This window comes from Pseudomonas sp. SWI44 (assembly GCF_002947915.1).
In the GTDB taxonomy this organism is placed as follows: domain Bacteria; phylum Pseudomonadota; class Gammaproteobacteria; order Pseudomonadales; family Pseudomonadaceae; genus Aquipseudomonas; species Aquipseudomonas taiwanensis.
Genome location: NZ_CP026674.1, coordinates 4,553,567 through 4,572,406, shown reverse-complemented (window position 1 = coordinate 4,572,406; position 18,840 = coordinate 4,553,567). Strand labels below are relative to the sequence as shown.

Annotated in this window: 15 protein-coding genes; 13 read left to right on the top strand and 2 right to left on the bottom strand. The window is 62.4% G+C overall.

What is annotated here, in order from left to right:
- Nucleotides 1–150: 150 nt before the first annotated feature.
- Entirely contained in the window at nucleotides 151–1,401 is a 1,251-nt protein-coding gene (locus C4Q26_RS21405) for an aspartate aminotransferase family protein (RefSeq protein WP_104881494.1), read from the top strand.
- Nucleotides 1,402–1,404: 3 nt separating this feature from the next.
- Here C4Q26_RS21405 and C4Q26_RS21400 read toward each other — a convergent pair whose 3' ends face one another.
- Entirely contained in the window at nucleotides 1,405–1,707 is a 303-nt protein-coding gene (locus C4Q26_RS21400) for a hypothetical protein (RefSeq protein ID WP_023381214.1), read from the bottom strand.
- 207 nt (nucleotides 1,708–1,914) lie between these two features.
- On the opposite strand from C4Q26_RS21400, the gene C4Q26_RS21395 reads away from it, so the two are divergent.
- Nucleotides 1,915–2,340 (top strand): hypothetical protein, encoded by a 426-nt coding sequence (locus C4Q26_RS21395; RefSeq protein WP_023381215.1) that lies wholly within the window; start codon nucleotides 1,915–1,917, stop codon nucleotides 2,338–2,340.
- A 73-nt stretch (nucleotides 2,341–2,413) separates the two neighbouring features.
- Nucleotides 2,414–4,528: an elongation factor G gene (fusA, locus tag C4Q26_RS21390; RefSeq protein ID WP_023381216.1), complete on the top strand. Its 2,115-nt coding sequence runs from the start codon at nucleotides 2,414–2,416 to the stop codon at nucleotides 4,526–4,528.
- A gap of 111 nt (nucleotides 4,529–4,639) precedes the next feature.
- On the opposite strand, the gene C4Q26_RS21385 is transcribed toward fusA, so the two are convergent.
- Complete coding sequence (locus tag C4Q26_RS21385; protein WP_023381217.1) at nucleotides 4,640–6,082, bottom strand: SulP family inorganic anion transporter; 1,443 nt, start codon at nucleotides 6,080–6,082, stop codon at nucleotides 4,640–4,642.
- Nucleotides 6,083–6,217: 135 nt separating this feature from the next.
- On the opposite strand from C4Q26_RS21385, the gene C4Q26_RS21380 reads away from it, so the two are divergent.
- From C4Q26_RS21380 to nuoH, 10 genes are all read left to right on the top strand, one after another.
- Nucleotides 6,218–6,982 (top strand): secretin N-terminal domain-containing protein, encoded by a 765-nt coding sequence (locus tag C4Q26_RS21380; protein WP_238346386.1) that lies wholly within the window; start codon nucleotides 6,218–6,220, stop codon nucleotides 6,980–6,982.
- 495 nt (nucleotides 6,983–7,477) lie between these two features.
- Nucleotides 7,478–8,803: an isocitrate lyase gene (aceA, locus tag C4Q26_RS21375; protein ID WP_023381219.1), complete on the top strand. Its 1,326-nt coding sequence runs from the start codon at nucleotides 7,478–7,480 to the stop codon at nucleotides 8,801–8,803.
- A gap of 307 nt (nucleotides 8,804–9,110) precedes the next feature.
- On the top strand, nucleotides 9,111–9,764 hold the full coding sequence (locus C4Q26_RS21370; protein ID WP_177429840.1) for a lysoplasmalogenase: 654 nt from the start codon (nucleotides 9,111–9,113) through the stop codon (nucleotides 9,762–9,764).
- Nucleotides 9,765–10,157: 393 nt separating this feature from the next.
- Nucleotides 10,158–10,571, top strand: a complete 414-nt coding sequence (locus C4Q26_RS21365) for an NADH-quinone oxidoreductase subunit A (RefSeq protein WP_011534614.1) — start codon at nucleotides 10,158–10,160, stop codon at nucleotides 10,569–10,571.
- 10 nt (nucleotides 10,572–10,581) lie between these two features.
- On the top strand, nucleotides 10,582–11,259 hold the full coding sequence (locus C4Q26_RS21360; protein ID WP_023381221.1) for an NADH-quinone oxidoreductase subunit B family protein: 678 nt from the start codon (nucleotides 10,582–10,584) through the stop codon (nucleotides 11,257–11,259).
- Nucleotides 11,260–11,338: 79 nt separating this feature from the next.
- Nucleotides 11,339–13,120, top strand: a complete 1,782-nt coding sequence (gene nuoC, locus C4Q26_RS21355; protein WP_023381222.1) for an NADH-quinone oxidoreductase subunit C/D — start codon at nucleotides 11,339–11,341, stop codon at nucleotides 13,118–13,120.
- A 2-nt stretch (nucleotides 13,121–13,122) separates the two neighbouring features.
- Nucleotides 13,123–13,620, top strand: a complete 498-nt coding sequence (nuoE, locus tag C4Q26_RS21350; protein WP_003251433.1) for an NADH-quinone oxidoreductase subunit NuoE — start codon at nucleotides 13,123–13,125, stop codon at nucleotides 13,618–13,620.
- On the top strand, nucleotides 13,617–14,981 hold the full coding sequence (nuoF, locus tag C4Q26_RS21345; protein WP_023381223.1) for an NADH-quinone oxidoreductase subunit NuoF: 1,365 nt from the start codon (nucleotides 13,617–13,619) through the stop codon (nucleotides 14,979–14,981). The genes nuoE and nuoF overlap by 4 nt, the downstream gene beginning before the upstream one ends.
- 130 nt (nucleotides 14,982–15,111) lie before the next feature.
- Nucleotides 15,112–17,826 (top strand): NADH-quinone oxidoreductase subunit NuoG, encoded by a 2,715-nt coding sequence (nuoG, locus tag C4Q26_RS21340; protein ID WP_027908167.1) that lies wholly within the window; start codon nucleotides 15,112–15,114, stop codon nucleotides 17,824–17,826.
- Nucleotides 17,823–18,830, top strand: a complete 1,008-nt coding sequence (gene nuoH / locus C4Q26_RS21335; RefSeq protein WP_023381225.1) for an NADH-quinone oxidoreductase subunit NuoH — start codon at nucleotides 17,823–17,825, stop codon at nucleotides 18,828–18,830. Before nuoG ends, nuoH begins: the two co-directional genes overlap by 4 nt.
- Nucleotides 18,831–18,840 lie beyond the last annotated feature (10 nt).

Sequence of the window (18,840 nt, the reverse complement as noted above, 5' to 3'; positions counted from 1 at the left end):
AGCACGATCCATTTCACCGTTGCCCTAAAGAGGCTAGCGAATCCGCCAGTTCACGAATCCATGGAATGATCGCAATCCAATAATTCGTTTGCGGTCTCACACCTTTGCACGCTTGGATAGGGGGAAAATTGAACAAAGGTTTGCGTGCCCATGCCTCAGGAAAGTATCAGCCAGTCCATTGCCATCGTTCATCCGATCACACTTTCCCATGGCCGCAATGCGGAAGTTTGGGACACGGACGGCAAACGTTATATCGACTTCGTCGGCGGTATCGGCGTACTCAACCTGGGCCACTGCAACCCGGCCGTGGTCGAGGCGATTCAAGCGCAGGCCGCGCGCCTGACCCACTATGCCTTCAACGCCGCCCCCCATGGGCCGTACCTGGCGCTGATGGAGCGCCTGAGCCAGTTCGTACCCGTCAGCTACCCATTGGCCGGCATGCTCACCAACAGTGGCGCGGAAGCGGCGGAGAACGCCCTCAAGGTCGCCCGCGGTGCCACAGGCAAGCGCGCCATCATCGCCTTCGACGGCGGCTTCCACGGTCGCACCCTGGCAACCCTTAACCTCAACGGCAAGGTCGCCCCTTACAAGCAACGGGTCGGTGAGCTGCCCGGCCCGGTTTATCACCTGCCCTACCCCAGCGTCGACACCGGCGTGACCTGCGAGCAGGCACTCAAGGCCATGGACCGCCTGTTCAGTGTCGAACTGGCGGTCGAAGACGTGGCTGCATTCATTTTCGAGCCGGTTCAGGGTGAAGGCGGCTTCCTCGCCCTCGACCCCGGATTCGCCCAGGCCTTGCGGCGCTTCTGCGACGAACGGGGGATCTTGATCATCATCGACGAAATTCAGTCAGGCTTCGGTCGCACCGGCCAGCGCTTTGCCTTCCCGCGACTAGGGATGGAGCCAGACCTGCTGCTGCTGGCCAAGAGCATCGCCGGCGGCATGCCGCTGGGCGCGGTGGTCGGACGGCAGGACCTGATGGCGGCCTTACCCAAAGGTGGCCTGGGCGGCACCTACTCGGGCAACCCGATTGCCTGTGCGGCGGCCCTGGCCAGCCTGGCGCAGATGACCGACGAGAACATCGCCACCTGGGGCGAGCGTCAGGAACAGGCCATCGTTCGTCGATTCGAGAAGTGGAAGGCGGCAGGTCTGGGTGGGTGCATCGGCCGTCTGACCGGCGTGGGCGCCATGCGCGGGATCGAATGCGTCGATTCCGACGGCAACCCTGCGCCAACCCGGCTGGCCACAGTGATCGAAGCAGCCCGGGCCAAAGGCCTGCTGCTGATGCCCAGCGGCAAGGCGCGGCACATCATTCGCTTGCTGGCACCATTGACCATCGAGGCCGAAGTGCTCGAGGAAGGACTGGATATCCTCGAGCAGTGCCTGGCCGAGTTGGCCTGAGGCTTACAAGCCCAGTTCAGCGGGGGTCAGCATGTCCGACTCGAAGGCGATCCAGCCGCCTTCGAGCTCGGCATGGCCGTTGACGATAGGGCCATAGTAGGTCAGGCCATTCTCCAGGGTCACGCAAATATGCGTGGCCGATTTTTCCGGGGCCGCGAGCGTACCGACGAAATGCACCTTCTTCAGCACTTCGGTCACGGCTTCGAGACCGACACGCATGTTGGGGTTTTCCGACGCCTCGACGTCACCGCCACGATCTTCGGCGCTGACAGTGATGGTGGCGATGTACGGGTACTTGTTGCTCAAACGGGGTTACCTCGATTGATGGATGTAGGCAGGCGCGTAGAGTACGGTAGCCGTTACCGGTTGTCTCTACTGCCCGACTTCAGCACGATCTGCGGTCCAGGCGGGAACCGCTTGCCAGCGACTAGGCCAGACCTGCAACAGGTGATCTGAAGGCCCCGATCTGTTAGGGTGCCCGCCGATACATGCCCCACCACCCGAGGATTTAGCGTGAGCGCCGAACACCCCCTGATCGCCGACCTGTTCGAGGTCGACAAACGCCTGACCCTCAAGCCCGTCGTGGACTTCAACAGCTACCTGCGCAATGCTTTCGGCGAGGGCTCGTGCCGCTGCCATCGCTGCTCCGAGGGCAACGACCCAAGCACCTATAGCCACCAGCACACGTTCACCCTCGAAGGCCGCCAACTGCATCGCCGCTTCGCCAGTACCGCTGGCAGTGACGTGCTTCAAGTGCTGAAGAAAGCCTGGCTGTCCTACACCAAGGCCGACCTGCCCCCCATCGGCGTGCTGGATCTGACCACGCTCAAGACCTTCACCGAGCCCAGCCTGCACGCCCGCCTGCTGGCCCTGCTGCCTGCCAGCGGCCTGGCCCGGGAAGTCGACGGCCAGTGGATGCTGCAAGCCCAGGCCGATTGATGGCCCGGCGGTAAAGCAGGATTCTTCCGGTCTGCTACCTTGGGAGAATCCGCCCATCCGCAGGTAGTCCGTCATGGCCCGTACAACGCCCATCGAGCTGTACCGCAACATCGGCATCGTCGCCCACGTGGATGCCGGCAAGACCACCACCACCGAACGCATCCTGTTCTACACCGGGGTCAACCACAAGATGGGCGAGGTGCATGACGGCGCCGCCACCATGGACTGGATGGCCCAGGAACAAGAGCGCGGCATCACCATTACCTCGGCTGCCACCACCGCCTTCTGGCAGGGGTCGACCAAGCAGTTCGCCCACAAGTACCGCTTCAATATCATCGACACCCCCGGCCACGTCGACTTCACCATCGAAGTCGAGCGCTCGCTGCGCGTGCTCGATGGCGCGGTCGTGGTATTCAGCGGCGCCGACGGCGTCGAGCCACAGTCCGAGACGGTGTGGCGCCAGGCCAACAAGTACCATGTCCCACGCCTGGCCTACATCAACAAGATGGACCGACAGGGCGCCGACTTCCTGCGCGTGGTCAAGCAGATCGACCAGCGCCTGGGCCACCACCCGGTACCCATTCAGCTGGCCATCGGTGCTGAGGAAAACTTCATCGGCCAGGTCGACCTGGTGAAAATGAAGGCCATCTACTGGAACGAAGCCGACCAAGGCACCAGCTATCGCGAAGAGGAGATTCCGTCAGAACTCCTGCCCTTGGCCAACGAGTGGCGGGCACGCATGGTCGAAGCGGCGGCCGAGGCGGATGACGAGCTGACCATGAAGTTTCTCGAAGGCGAAGAGCTGACCACCGAAGAAATCAAGGCCGGCCTGCGCAAGCGCACGCTGAACAACGAGATCGTCCCGACCATCCTGGGTTCATCGTTCAAGAACAAGGGGGTACCGCTGATGCTCGATGCGGTCATCGACTACCTGCCCGCCCCCTCGGAAATCCCGGCGATCAAGGGCACCGATCCGAACGATGAGGAGAAGCACCTGGAACGCCATGCCGATGACAACGAACCGTTCTCGGCCCTGGCCTTCAAGATTGCCACCGACCCCTTCGTCGGCACCCTGACCTTCGCCCGGGTATATTCCGGCGTGCTCAGTTCAGGCAATGCAGTGCTCAACTCGGTCAAAGGCAAGAAAGAAAGGATCGGCCGCATGGTGCAGATGCACGCCAACCAACGCGCCGAGATCAAGGACGTCTGCGCCGGTGATATCGCGGCACTGATCGGTATGAAGGACGTCACCACCGGCGACACCCTGTGCGACATGGACAAGCCGATCATCCTTGAACGCATGGACTTCCCAGACCCGGTGATTTCCGTGGCCGTCGAGCCCAAGACCAAGGCCGACCAGGAAAAGATGGGCATCGCCCTCGGCAAACTGGCCCAGGAAGACCCTTCGTTCCGGGTCAAAACCGACGAAGAAACCGGCCAGACCATCATTTCCGGCATGGGCGAGCTGCACCTGGACATCATCGTGGACCGCATGCGCCGCGAGTTCAACGTCGAAGCCAACATCGGCAAGCCGCAGGTGGCTTACCGCGAGAAAATCCGCAATACCTGCGAGATCGAAGGCCGCTTCGTGCGCCAGTCCGGTGGGCGTGGCCAGTACGGCCATTGCTGGATCCGCTTTGCCCCAGGCGAAGAGGGCAAGGAAGGCCTCGAGTTCGTCAATGAAATCGTTGGCGGCGTGGTACCCCGTGAATACATCCCTGCCATCCAGAAAGGCATCGAGGAGCAGATGAAGAACGGTGTACTGGCCGGATACCCGCTGATCAACCTCAAGGCTGCGGTATTCGACGGCTCATACCACGACGTCGACTCCAACGAGATGGCCTACAAGATCGCCGCGTCCATGGCTACCAAGCAGTTGTCGCACAAAGGCGGCGCGGTACTGCTGGAGCCGGTGATGAAGGTCGAGGTGGTTACGCCCGAGGAGTACCAGGGCGACATTCTGGGTGACTTGAGCCGGCGCCGTGGAATGATCCAGGACGGCGACGAGACCCCTGCGGGCAAGGTCATACGGGCGGAAGTGCCTTTGGGCGAGATGTTCGGCTATGCCACCTCGATGCGCTCGATGACCCAGGGGCGGGCCAGTTTTTCGATGGAGTTCACCCGATATGCCGAGGCACCGGCGAGTATTGCCGATGGCATAGTGAAGAAGAGCCGCGGGGACTCCTGAGCCGCCGTCTCATTGCCGGGGCAGCCCAGGCAATTCGTGTGTCGTTGCTCCAACCCAGGGGCCGCGTTGCGGCCCTTTGGCGGCGCCAGGCCGCTCTCACGGGTTGGGCCGTCAGTCCTGCTCCCCAGCCCGTTTCAGCAGCTTCTTGCAACGCTCGGAAAGATGCACCACCCGCAGTTGCTTGCCCGCCTTGGCATAGCGCTCGCGCAAGGTCTTCAACGCTGCGACCGCCGAGTAGTCGACGAAGCTCAGGTGCTGGCAGTCCAGGGTCACCTTGGCCGGGTCATTGGCCGGGTCGAACTGGTTGAGGAACGGCGTGGTGGAGGCGAAGAACAACGTGCCGTGCACCTGATAGCGCTTGCCGCCCTCTCCGTCGTCATGGCTGTCGGCATACAGCTCCCGCGCATGTTGCCAGGCGAAATTGACTGCCGCGATCACGATGCCGAACAACACTGCCATGGCCAGGTCCGTGAGCACAGTGACCACCGTCACCGCAATGATCGCCAGGACATCGCTCACCGGCACCTTGTTCAGCACCCGCAACGATGCCCAGGCGAAGGTCTGCTGGGCCACCACGAACATCACCCCGACCAGCGCCGCCAGCGGAATCCGTTCGATCAGAGGCGACAGGAACAGCACGAACAACAGGATCATGCCACCCGCCACGACGCCGGACAGTCGGCCACGGCCGTTGGAACTCAAATTGATCACCGTCTGCCCGATCATCGCGCAACCGCCCATGCCACCGCACAACCCGGAAACCATGTTGGCCGCGCCCAGGGCCACGCACTCCCGATCCGGGAAACCACGGCTCTCGGTGATTTCGTCGGTGAGGTTCAGCGTCAGCAGGGTTTCCAGCAGGCCAACCATGGCCATCAGCACGGCATAGGGGGCGACGATCTCCAGGGTGTCCAGGTTCCACGGTACATCTGGCAGGGCCAACTGCGGCAGGCCACCTGCAATGTGCGCCATGTCGCCGAGGGTGCGGGTGGGAAGATCGAGCAGGTACACCAGCAAGCCGACACCAAGAATCGCAACCAGCGCCGGCGGCACGGCGCGGGTCAACCTGGGCAAGACGTAAACCACCAGCATGGTCAGCGCCACCAGGCCGATCATCAGGTACAGCGGTGCGCCAGCGAGCCAATGTTCGCCCTGCTTGAAGTGCTCGAGCTGCGCCAGGGCGATGACGATCGCCAGACCGTTCACGAAGCCCAGCATTACCGGATAGGGCACCAGGCGTACCAGCTTGCCCAGACGCAGCGCGCCGAACAGGATCATCACCACCCCACCGAGCAGCACGGTGGCCAGCAGGTATTGCACACCATGCTGTACCACCAGGGCGACGATCACCACGGCCATCGAACCCGCTGCGCCGGAAATCATGCCAGGACGGCCACCGAACAGCGCCGTCAGGGTGCAGATGATGAAAGCACCGTACAGCCCCATCAGCGGATTGAGGTGGGCCACCAGGGCAAAGGCGATGCACTCGGGCACCAGGGCAAAAGAGGTGGTCAGGCCGGCGAGTATGTCGGCGCGGAGTCGAGCGGGCTTCATGGCAATCCTACGGCGGTGCCCTTGAGGGCGATGCAAAACACAAGGAGCGCGATGTTACGGAATTTGTCCTACAGCAGCCACCACCACGCAGAACCTGTGACCCAGACCCGGCACAACGCGAACAAATTTGCCATCATGAACATTCCACCCGCGGAGATCATGGACATGCCGCTACGCCCCCTCATTACCTCCTTGCTGATGGCCGCAAGCTTCACCACCCAGGCCGCCACCGAAGTGCTGCCGCTGCAGCATCGCAGCAGTGCCGAACTCCTGCCCACTGCCCAGTCCTTTCTCGGCAGGGACGGCACGGTCAGCGCCTTCGAGAACAAGCTGATCGTCAACGCCAGCCCCGAGCGCATCGACGACCTGCGCTCGCTGCTGCAGCAGCTGGACACAGCGCCCAAGCGCCTGCTGATCAGCGTCGACAACACCGACCACAACTTCCAGGACAACCATGGCAACGCCCGAATCATCCAGTACGGCACCGCCAACCGTGAGGGTGGCATGCAGCAGATCCAGGCCAGCGAAGGCAAGGCCGCGCTGATCCAGATCGGCCAGAGCATACCGGTGACCAGCACCAGCACCGATGGTTACGGCGGCTTCCAGAGCAACACTGAATACCGCAACGTCACCCAAGGTTTCTACGTGACGCCAAGCGTGAGCGGCGACACGGTTCGTCTGCAAATCAGCACCAATAATGACCGCATCAGCCAGGAACGCGCCGATGTAGTGAAAGTTCAAAGCACCGACACGACAGTCACTGGCAAGCTCGGAGAGTGGATCACACTGGCGGGCTTCAACCAGGACAGCCAGTCCGAACGCAACCCGTCAACCCTCACTTACAGCACCCAGCGCGGCGAAAACATGACTTTGCGTGTCAAAGTCGACCTTCTGGACTGATCCCAGGCAAATCAAGGCCTCGACCAAAGGCCTTGAAACTGACCAGCAAGTCGCATTAGACCAAAGATGTAGTAAGTGGAAAAAAGCACTACAAAACATTTGACAGGCACTTTTTCCCAAGGGCATGATGGCCTCGCTCCCGCTAATCAGAGGCCCTGGCAAGGGTCTTCGAAGCGCGCTCCTCCCACCCCTGGAGGCGCTTCGTGTCCATACGGCCCACAAGGCGGTTCGACGGGATTGCGACTGCAACGAAGAAGTTGTCCCGAGGGACGGAAGCGCATCACCGCAGTCACCCGGCAAGCCATGTCGCACCGCAGCAAGGCATCCACGAGCCAACCTGCCCGCCGCACCTTGCCCACGCTGCAGCCCCCTTCCTCTTCGAGCCTTCCTCGTCAGCCGCGCAATCCCCGCCGAGCAGGACCGCCGCCAGGCTTCTGATCGCTGCCCGAGCATCAGCACAATTACCCCAAGATCGATGCGACGAGGTTTATTTCCATGGCACTGACACGCGAACAGCAAATTGCAGCCCTCGAGAAAGACTGGGCCGAGAACCCGCGCTGGAAAGGCGTGACCCGTACCTACACCGCCGCTGATGTCGTTCGCCTGCGTGGCTCCCTGCAACCGGAGCACACCCTGGCCCGCCTGGGTGCAGAAAAACTTTGGAAGCTGGTCACCGAAGGTGCCCACCCCTCTTTCCGCCCAGAAAAAGATTTCGTCAACTGCATGGGCGCCCTGACCGGCGGCCAGGCAGTGCAACAGGTAAAAGCAGGCATCCAGGCCATTTACCTGTCCGGCTGGCAAGTAGCCGCCGACAACAACTCGGCCGAGTCGATGTACCCTGACCAATCGCTGTACCCGGTCGACTCGGTACCGACCGTGGTCAAGCGCATCAACAACGCCTTCCGTCGCGCCGACCAGATCCAGTGGAAAGCCGGCAAGAACCCAGGCGACGACGGCTACATCGACTACTTCGCACCCATCGTAGCTGACGCCGAAGCCGGTTTCGGCGGCGTACTGAACGCCTACGAACTGATGAAGAACATGATCGAGGCAGGCGCTGCCGGCGTTCACTTCGAAGACCAGCTGGCCTCGGTGAAGAAGTGCGGTCACATGGGTGGCAAGGTACTGGTACCAACCCAGGAAGCCGTACAGAAGCTGGTTGCCGCACGTCTGGCCGCCGACGTTTCGGGCGTACCGACCATCATCCTGGCCCGTACCGACGCCAACGCCGCTGACCTGTTGACCAGCGACTGCGACCCGTACGACCAGCCGTTCGTGATCGGCGAGCGCACCCGTGAAGGCTTCTACAAGGTCCGTGCCGGCCTCGACCAAGCCATCGCTCGCGGCCTGGCCTATGCGCCTTACGCCGACCTGATCTGGTGCGAAACCGCCAAGCCAGACCTGGAAGAAGCGCGCCGCTTCGCCGAAGCGATCAAGAAGGAGTACCCGGACCAGATCCTGTCGTACAACTGCTCGCCTTCCTTCAACTGGAAGAAGAACCTGGACGACGCGACCATCGCCAAGTTCCAGCGCGAACTGTCGGCCATGGGCTACAAGCACCAGTTCATCACCCTGGCCGGTATCCACAACATGTGGCATGGCATGTTCAACCTGGCGCACGACTACGCCCGCAACGACATGACGGCCTACGTGAAGCTGCAGGAGCAGGAATTCGCCGACGCCAGCAAAGGCTACACCTTCGTCGCGCACCAGCAGGAAGTGGGCACTGGCTACTTCGACGACATGACCACCGTGATTCAGGGTGGCGCTTCGTCGGTGACTGCACTGACCGGTTCGACCGAGGAAGAGCAGTTCCACTGATAGTGGGTTGCCGCTGAATAAAGCCCGGGGCTTGTGAAAGCCCCGGGCTTTTGTTTTTGCCTGCACCGGCCTTGGTTTTTGCGGTGTTGCGTAGATCGGTCGCGCGCCTGTCACAGGCGTTATTGGCCGTAAACAAACGTAGGAGCGAGCCTTGCTCGCGATGCGCCGCGCGGGCGGCGCTCGATCTCACAGGCGCTGCCTCCCGTTCGCCACACCCATGTCCCACACCCCAAACACCCCACAAGCATCACCCACAAACCCCAAAAACAGGTCTATGCTTGAGGCAGCCCAGCCGCAAGGACCGCTCATGCCTCGTCCAAGCCACCTGATGATGCTCGCCCTGATCGCCGCCGCCCTCTATATATATGCACTGGCCAGCGACAACACCCTGCTCGCCCTGCTGGCCAAACCGATACCCGTGCTGACCCTGATCGCCTGGCTACGTAGCGCTCCTGCCACACCTTATCGCCGCCGAATCACCTTGGGCCTGGCATTCTCGATACTCGGAGACATCCTGCTGGCCATTCCCGCCGACCTGTTCGTGTTCGGCCTGGTCGCATTTCTTTGTGCCCACCTGGCCTACCTACGCGCCTATTGCGGCCAAACCTTGCGCCCCGCCCTAGCCACTCTCCTGTTCAGCGCCCTCACCGGCATCACCCTGTTCGGCGTGCTCGCCAACCACGGCCTGGGCTCGCTGCTGATCCCGGTTGCGTTCTACGCCCTGGCCATCAGCACCATGCTCTGGCGCGCCCTGGCCTGCGGTGGCCTGGCCGCGCTCGGTGCTGGCCTGTTCGTGTTCTCCGACAGCCTGATCGGCATCGACCGCTTCGTTAGCCCGTCTGCCGCCGCACCGTACCTGATCATCCTCACCTACTGGCTCGGCCAATGGGCGATCGCCTCATCTGTCGGCCATCGCCCAACCGACAAAGTATTGACCCAGAGCGGTGCAAGCGGCGCTTGAAGCTGCTAGAACAAACGTTTTTCGCATTTGCAAGTAGGGGGAATCGCCCAATGAACTTTACCAGGCGCAGAACAGCCAAATTACAGGGTAACAGTTCAAATGATATCAATTATCATTTCGAAGTTTGTGATTCGTTACCAGCCGCAAGAAACATAATTAACAAAACCGCATGCAATGCCCGAATTTCAAGGCTTTCAGCCAGTTACGAACGCTTGTTGTTCTTAATCCTACGAATAAATTTGCCACAGAAATTTTACTTGCATCGGGTTTACCCATAAAATCAGCCCGATTGATTCAGCTGCGACATTTGGTCACTGCACCTGCGACGCCAAGTCGCCGCTCTACTTAATTTCAGACTGCAGAGCTGGGTCTCTGTGTATAAGGATTTCTAGCATGTCCGATTCGGCAGGACTCATCGCCCACAACTGGGGCTTTGCCATCTTCCTTCTGGGTGTCGTCGGCCTGTGTGCCTTCATGCTCGGCCTGTCCAGCCTGCTCGGTAGCAAGGCCTGGGGTCGCGCCAAGAACGAACCCTTCGAATCCGGTATGCTGCCCGTCGGCAGCGCCCGTCTGCGCCTGTCCGCCAAATTCTATCTGGTCGCGATGCTGTTCGTGATCTTCGATATCGAAGCCCTATTCCTGTATGCATGGTCTGTGTCCGTCCGCGAAAGCGGCTGGACCGGATTCGTCGAAGCACTCGTTTTCATAGCAATTCTGTTGGCTGGTCTTGTCTACCTATGGCGCGTCGGGGCACTTGATTGGGCTCCTGAAGGTCGCCGCAAGCGGCAAGCGAAGCTGAAACAATGAGGCTTTGGCAATGCAATACAATCTCACCAGAATCGATCCGGATGCGCCCAACGAGCAGTACCCGGTCGGTGAACGGGAAACCGTCACCGATCAACTGCTAGAGGACCAGGTCCACAAGAACATCTTCATGGGCAAGCTTGAAGATGTGCTGCGTGGCGCGGTCAACTGGGGTCGCAAGAACTCCCTCTGGCCGTACAACTTCGGCCTGTCCTGCTGCTACGTGGAAATGACCACGGCCTTCACGGCACCCCATGACATCGCCCGCTTCGGCGCCGAAGTCATCCGGGCCTCGCCGCGTCAGGCCGACTTCATGGTCGTCGCCGGTACCTGCTTCATCAAGATGGCGCCGATCATCCAACGCCTGTACGAGCAGATGCTCGAGCCCAAGTGGGTCATCTCCATGGGTTCGTGCGCCAACTCCGGTGGCATGTACGACATCTACTCGGTCGTTCAGGGGGTCGACAAGTTCCTCCCCGTTGACGTGTACGTGCCTGGCTGCCCGCCGCGCCCCGAAGCATTCCTGCAAGGCTTGATGCTGCTGCAGGAGTCGATCGGCCAGGAGCGACGCCCACTTTCCTGGGTCGTTGGTGATCAAGGCATTTACCGTGCCGAGATGCCCGCCCAGAAAGACCTGCGTCGCGAACAGCGTATCGCGGTAACCAACCTGCGCAGCCCCGACGAAGTCTGATCCAGCGACCTGCCGCCCGCTCCCGAAGGAGCCGGCGGCCTGGCTTCATTCTCTACGTTGACTCAAAGCGACCGAGACCATGACAGCGGACACCGCTATTTACATTCCGCCTTACAAGGCTGACGACCAGGATGTGGTCGTCGAACTGCACAACCGTTTTGGCGCCGACGCATTCGTCGCCCAGGAAACCCGCACCGGCATGCCGGTCCTGTGGGTGAACCGTGCCCAACTCAAAGAAGTCCTGACCTTCCTGCGCAACGTCGCCAAGCCGTACAGCATGCTGTACGACCTGCACGGCGTCGACGAGCGCCTGCGCACCCAGCGCCGAGGCCTGCCGGCCGCCGACTTCAGCGTGTTCTACCACCTGCTGTCGGTGGAACGTAACAGCGACGTGATGATCAAGGTCTCGCTCAGCGAAGGCGACCTCAACCTGCCGTCGGTCACCAGCATCTGGCCCAACGCCAACTGGTACGAGCGCGAAGTCTGGGACATGTTCGGCATCGACTTTGCCGGCCACCCGCACCTGTCGCGTATCCTCATGCCGCCGACCTGGGAAGGTCACCCGCTGCGCAAGGACTTCCCGGCCCGTGCCACCGAATTTGACCCGTACAGCCTGAACCTGGCCAAGCAACAGCTTGAAGAGGAATCGGCGCGCTTCAACCCGGAAGCGTGGGGCATGAAGCGTCACGGCGCCAATGAGGACTACATGTTCCTCAACCTCGGCCCGAACCACCCTTCGGCACACGGTGCCTTCCGTATCGTCCTGCAACTGGACGGCGAAGAAATCGTCGACTGCGTACCGGACATCGGCTACCACCACCGTGGCGCCGAGAAGATGGCCGAGCGCCAGTCCTGGCACAGCTTCATCCCCTATACCGACCGTATCGACTACCTCGGCGGGGTGATGAACAACCTGCCGTACGTACTGGCGGTAGAGAAGCTGGCTGGCATCAAGGTGCCACAGAAGGTCGACACCATCCGCGTGATGCTGGCCGAATTCTTCCGTATCACCAGCCACCTGCTGTTCCTGGGTACCTACATCCAGGACGTCGGCGCCATGACCCCGGTGTTCTTCACCTTCACCGACCGTCAACGCGCCTACACCGTGATCGAGGCAATCACCGGCTTCCGTCTGCACCCGGCCTGGTACCGTATCGGTGGCGTCGCCCACGACCTGCCACGCGGCTGGGACAAACTGGTCAAGGACTTCGTCGAATGGCTGCCCAAGCGCCTGGACGAATACGAGAAGGCCGCCCTCCAGAACAGCATCCTGCGTGGTCGTACCATCGGCGTTGCCGCCTATAACACCAAGGAAGCTTTGGAGTGGGGCACGACCGGTGCCGGCCTGCGTGCCACCGGTTGCAACTTCGACCTGCGCAAAGCCCGCCCCTACTCCGGCTACGAGAACTTCGAGTTCGAAGTACCGCTGGCCCACAACGGCGATGCCTACGATCGCTGCATGGTCCGTGTCGAGGAGATGCGCCAGAGTATCCGCATCATCGACCAGTGCCTGCGCAACATGCCGGAAGGCCCGTACAAGGCGGATCATCCGCTGACCACGCCGCCACCGAAAGAGCGCACCCTGCAGCACATCGAGACCCTGATCACTCACTTCCTGCAAGTCTCGTGGGGCCCGGTCATGCCGGCCAACGAGTCGTTCCAGATGATCGAGGCGACCAAGGGCATCAACAGTTACTACCTGACGAGCGATGGCGGCACCATGAGCTACCGCACCCGGATCCGTACCCCGAGCTATCCGCACCTGCAGCAGATCCCTTCGGTGATCAAAGGCAGCATGGTCGCCGACCTCATTGCGTACCTGGGCAGTATCGACTTCGTTATGGCTGACGTGGACCGCTAAGCATGAACAGCACGCTTATCCAGACTGACCGTTTCGCCCTGAGCGAAACCGAGCGCTCGGCCATCGAGCACGAGATGCATCACTACGAGGACCCGCGCGCGGCGTCCATCGAAGCCCTGAAGATCGTCCAGAAGGAACGTGGCTGGGTGCCGGACGGTGCCATCCACGCGATCGGCGAAGTGCTGGGCATCCCGGCCAGCGACGTGGAAGGTGTAGCCACCTTCTACAGCCAGATCTTCCGCCAACCGGTCGGCCGCCACATCATCCGCGTCTGCGACAGCATGGTCTGCTACATCGGCGGTCATGAGTCAGTGGTCAGCCAGATCCAGAGCGAGCTGGGCATCGGCCTGGGCCAGACCACCGCCGACGGCCGCTTCACCCTGCTGCCCGTGTGCTGCCTGGGCAATTGCGACAAGGCCCCGGCGCTGATGATCGACGACGACACCTTCGGCGACGTTCAGCCGGCTGGCGTTTCCAAACTGCTGGAGGGTTACGTATGACCATTACTTCCTTCGGCCCGGCCAACCGTATCGCACGTTCGGCCGAAACCCACCCGCTGACCTGGCGTCTGCGTGACGACGGCGAGCCGATCTGGCTGGACGAGTACCAGGCCAAGAACGGCTATGCCGCTGCCCGCAAAGCGCTGGCAGAAATGTCCGCCGACGACATCGTGCAAAGTGTCAAGGACTCCGGCCTCAAGGGCCGGGGCGGCGCAGGCTTCCCCACTGGCGTGAAGTGGGGCCTGATGCCCAAAGACGAATCCATGAACATCCGCTACCTGCTGTGCAACGCGGACGAAATGGAGCCCAACACCTGGAAGGACCGCATGCTGATGGAGCAACAGCCCCATCTGCTGGTCGAGGGCATGCTGATCAGCGCCCGCGCCCTGAAGGCCTACCGCGGCTACATCTTCCTGCGTGGCGAGTACACCACCGCGGCGAAGAACCTCAACCGCGCCATCGAGGAAGCCAAGGCCGCCGGCCTGCTGGGCAAGAACATCCTCGGTTCGGGCTTCGACTTCGAGCTGTTCGTGCACACCGGTGCCGGTCGCTACATCTGCGGTGAAGAAACCGCACTGATCAACTCGCTGGAAGGCCGCCGCGCCAACCCGCGCTCCAAGCCGCCCTTCCCTGCCGCCGTTGGCGTGTGGGGCAAGCCGACTTGCGTGAACAACGTCGAGACCCTGTGCAACGTTCCGGCGATCGTCGCCAACGGCAACGACTGGTACAAGTCGCTGGCCCGTGAAGGCAGCGAAGACCACGGCACCAAGCTGATGGGCTTCTCTGGCAAGGTGAAGAACCCTGGCCTGTGGGAGCTGCCGTTCGGCGTCACCGCCCGTGAGCTGTTCGAGGACTACGCCGGGGGCATGCGCGACGGTTACAAGCTCAAGTGCTGGCAACCAGGCGGTGCCGGTACCGGTTTCCTGCTGCCTGAGCACCTCGATGCGCAGATGTACGCCGGCGGCATCGCCAAGGTAGGCACCCGTATGGGTACCGGTCTGGCCATGGCGGTCGACGACAGCATCAACATGGTCTCGCTGCTGCGCAACATGGAAGAGTTCTTCGCCCGCGAGTCCTGCGGCTGGTGCACCCCCTGCCGTGACGGCCTGCCGTGGAGCGTGAAGATGCTGCGCGCGCTGGAAAAAGGCCAGGGCCGCGCCGAAGACATCGAGACCCTGCTGGGGCTGGTCAACTTCCTCGGCCCGGGCCGCACCTTCTGTGCCCACGCACCGGGTGCCGTCGAGCCATTGGGTAGTGCCATCAAATACTTCCGCTCGGAATTCGAGGCCGGTGTCGCTCCAGCAAGCGCTGCCGACGCCCTGCGCCCGAACCTGGCGAAGCCGATTGTGGTCGGCGCATAACAAGATGAAACGCGGGTGGTCCGTGCCACCCGCTGGCCTTGCAGGCACGCGCAGTCCTGACGCGAGCCGCGGGCCCACCGATTTCCATTAGCCACGCCTGCTCACGCGGGCCAACGAAGAACTTTGAACCATGGCCACTATCCACGTAGACGGCAAAGCGCTCGAAGTCAACGGTGCAGACAACCTGTTACAGGCCTGTCTGTCGCTCGGCCTCGACATCCCTTATTTCTGCTGGCACCCGGCGCTCGGTAGCGTCGGCGCCTGCCGGCAATGTGCGGTCAAGCAGTACACCGACGAAAACGACACCCGTGGTCGTATCGTCATGTCCTGCATGACCCCTGCCTCCGACGGCACCTGGATCTCCATCGACGATGAAGAGTCCAAGGCGTTTCGCGCCAGCGTCGTCGAGTGGCTGATGACCAACCACCCGCACGACTGCCCGGTGTGCGAGGAAGGCGGTCACTGCCACCTGCAGGACATGACGGTAATGACCGGCCACAACGAGCGCCGCTACCGTTTCACCAAGCGTACCCACCAGAACCAGGACCTCGGCCCGTTCATCGCCCACGAGATGAACCGCTGCATCGCCTGCTACCGCTGCGTGCGCTACTACAAGGACTACGCAGGCGGCACCGACCTGGGCGTGTACGGCGCCCACGACAACGTGTACTTCGGTCGCGTTGAAGACGGCGTGCTGGAAAGCGAGTTCTCCGGCAACCTGACCGAGGTCTGCCCGACCGGTGTGTTCACCGACAAGACCCACTCCGAGCGCTACAACCGCAAGTGGGACATGCAGTTCGCCCCGAGCATCTGCCACGGTTGCTCCAGCGGCTGCAACATCAGCCCGGGCGAGCGCTATGGCGAACTGCGTCGGGTCGAGAACCGCTTCAACGGCTCCGTCAACCAGTACTTCCTGTGCGACCGTGGCCGCTTCGGCTACGGCTATGTCAACCGCAAGGACCGTCCCCGCCAGCCGTTGCTGGCCGATGGCACCAAGCTGAGCCTGGACGCTGCCCTGGACAAGGCCGCCGACCTGCTGCGCGGCCGTACCATCGTCGGCATCGGCTCGCCACGCGCCAGCCTGGAAAGCAACTACGGGCTGCGTGAGCTGGTCGGCGCCGACTACTTCTACTCGGGTATGGAAGCGGGTGAACTGGCTCGCGTACGCCTGGCCCTGAACGTGCTGAACAACAGCCCGCTGCCAGTGCCGACCCTGCGCGACATCGAAGACCACGACGCAGTGTTCGTGCTCGGTGAAGACCTGACCCAGACCGCCGCCCGTGTCGCCCTGGCCGTTCGCCAGGCCACCAAGGGCAAGGCCGAAGCCATGGCCGAGGCCATGAAAGTGCAGCCTTGGCTGGATGCTGCGGTGAAGAACATAGGCCAGCACGCGCTGTACCCGCTGTTCATCGCTTCGCTGGCTGAAACCAAGCTGGACGACGTCGCCGAAGAGTGCGTGCATGCCGCCCCGGCCGACCTGGCCCGCATCGGCTTCGCCGTTGCCCACGCCATCGACCCGAGCGCACCAGCCGTCGCCGGTCTGGACCAGGAAGCACAAGCCCTGGCCCAGCGCATCGCCGACGCCCTGGTCGCGGCCAAGCGTCCACTGGTGGTCGCGGGTACCTCGCTGGCCGACCCGGCGCTGATCGAAGCCGCCGCCAACATCGCCAAGGCCCTGAAGCTGCGCGAGAAGAACGGCTCGCTGAGCCTGGTGGTGCCCGAGGCCAATAGCCTGGGCATGGCGATGATGGGCGGTGAGTCCGTCGACGCTGCCCTGGATGCCGTCATCAGCGGCAAGGCCGATGCCATCGTGGTCCTGGAAAACGACCTGTACACCCGCGTACCGGCCGCGAAGGTCGATGCCGCCCTGGCCGCCGCCAAGGTGGTCATCGTTGCCGACCACTCCAAGACCGCCACCGTCGACCGCGCCCACCTGGTACTGCCAGCGGCCTCGTTCGCCGAAGGCGACGGCACCCTGGTCAGCCAGGAAGGCCGTGCCCAGCGTTTCTTCCAGGTGTTCGACCCGCAGTACCTGGACAGCAGCATCCAGATCCACGAAGGCTGGCGCTGGATGCACGCCCTGCGTGCCACCCTGCTGAACAAGCCGGTCGACTGGACCCAACTGGACCACGTCACCAGCGCCTGCGCCGAAGCCGCGCCGCAATTGGCCGGCATCGTCAACGCCGCACCTTCGGCCGCATTCCGCATCAAGGGCATGAAGCTGGCGCGTGAGCCGCTGCGCTACTCGGGCCGTACCGCCATGCGCGCCAACATCAGCGTGCATGAGCCACGTACCCCGCAGGACAAGGACACCGCGTTCGCCTTCTCCATGGAAGGCTATTCGGGGTCGGCCGAACCGCGCCAACAGGTGCCGTTCGCCTGGTCGCCGGGCTGGAACTCGCCGCAAGCCTGGAACAAGTTCCAGGACGAGGTCGGTGGCCACCTGCGCGCGGGTGACCCTGGCGTACGCCTGATCGAGCCGCAAGGTGACAAGCTCAACTGGTTCACCACCATTCCGGGCGCCTTCAATCCGGCCCGTGGCACCTGGACCGCAGTACCGTTCTTCCACCTGTTCGGCAGCGAGGAAAGCTCGTCGCGCGCCGCCCCGGTGCAGGAGCGTATCCCAGCTGCCTACGTGGCCCTGGCCAAGTCCGAAGCCGATCGCCTGGGCGTCAACGAAGGCGCGCTGCTGAGCCTGACCGTTGCCGGTGTTTCGCTGCGCCTGCCGCTGCGTATCAATGAAGAACTGGGCGCTGGCCTGGTTGCCCTGCCCAAAGGCCTGGCCGGCATCCCGCCTGCCATCTTCGGTGCATCCGTCGAAGGTCTGCAGGAGGCAGCACAATGAGCTGGTTCACCCCCGAAGTGATCGATGTGATCCTCACCGTGGTCCGGGCCATCGTGGTCCTGCTCGCGGTGGTGGTCTGCGGCGCGCTGCTCAGCTTCGTCGAGCGTCGCCTGCTGGGCTGGTGGCAGGACCGTTACGGTCCTAACCGTGTCGGCCCGTTCGGCATGTTCCAGATCGCCGCCGACATGCTGAAGATGTTCTTCAAGGAAGACTGGAACCCGCCCTTCGTCGATCGCATGATCTTCACCCTGGCGCCGGTCGTGGCCATGAGTGCCCTGCTGATCGCCTTCGTGGTCATCCCGATCACCCCGCTGTGGGGCGTGGCGGACCTGAACATCGGCCTGCTGTTCTTCTTCGCCATGGCCGGGCTTTCGGTGTATGCCGTACTGTTCGCCGGCTGGTCGTCGAACAACAAGTACGCCCTGCTGGGCAGCTTGCGTGCGTCGGCACAGACCGTGTCGTACGAAGTGTTCCTGGGTCTGGCGCTGATGGGCGTGGTGGTTCAGGTAGGTTCGTTCAACATGCGCGACATCGTTGAATACCAGGCCCAGAACCTGTGGTTCATCATTCCGCAGTTCTTCGGCTTCTGCACCTTCTTCATCGCTGGCGTCGCCGTGACCCACCGTCACCCGTTCGACCAGCCGGAAGCGGAACAGGAACTGGCCGACGGCTACCACATCGAATATGCCGGCATGAAATGGGGCATGTTCTTCGTCGGTGAGTACATCGGCATCATCCTGATCTCGGCACTGCTGGTGACCCTGTTCTTCGGTGGCTGGCACGGCCCATTCGGCCTGCTGCCACAGGTTCCATTCCTGTGGTTCGCCCTGAAGACCGCGTTCTTCATCATGCTGTTCATCCTGCTGCGCGCTTCGATTCCGCGCCCGCGCTATGACCAGGTGATGGACTTCAGCTGGAAGTTCTGCCTGCCGCTGACCCTGATCAATTTGCTGGTGACCGCTGCGATCGTGCTCTACAACACGCCAGCCGTCGCGGCCCAGTGAGGATTTGACC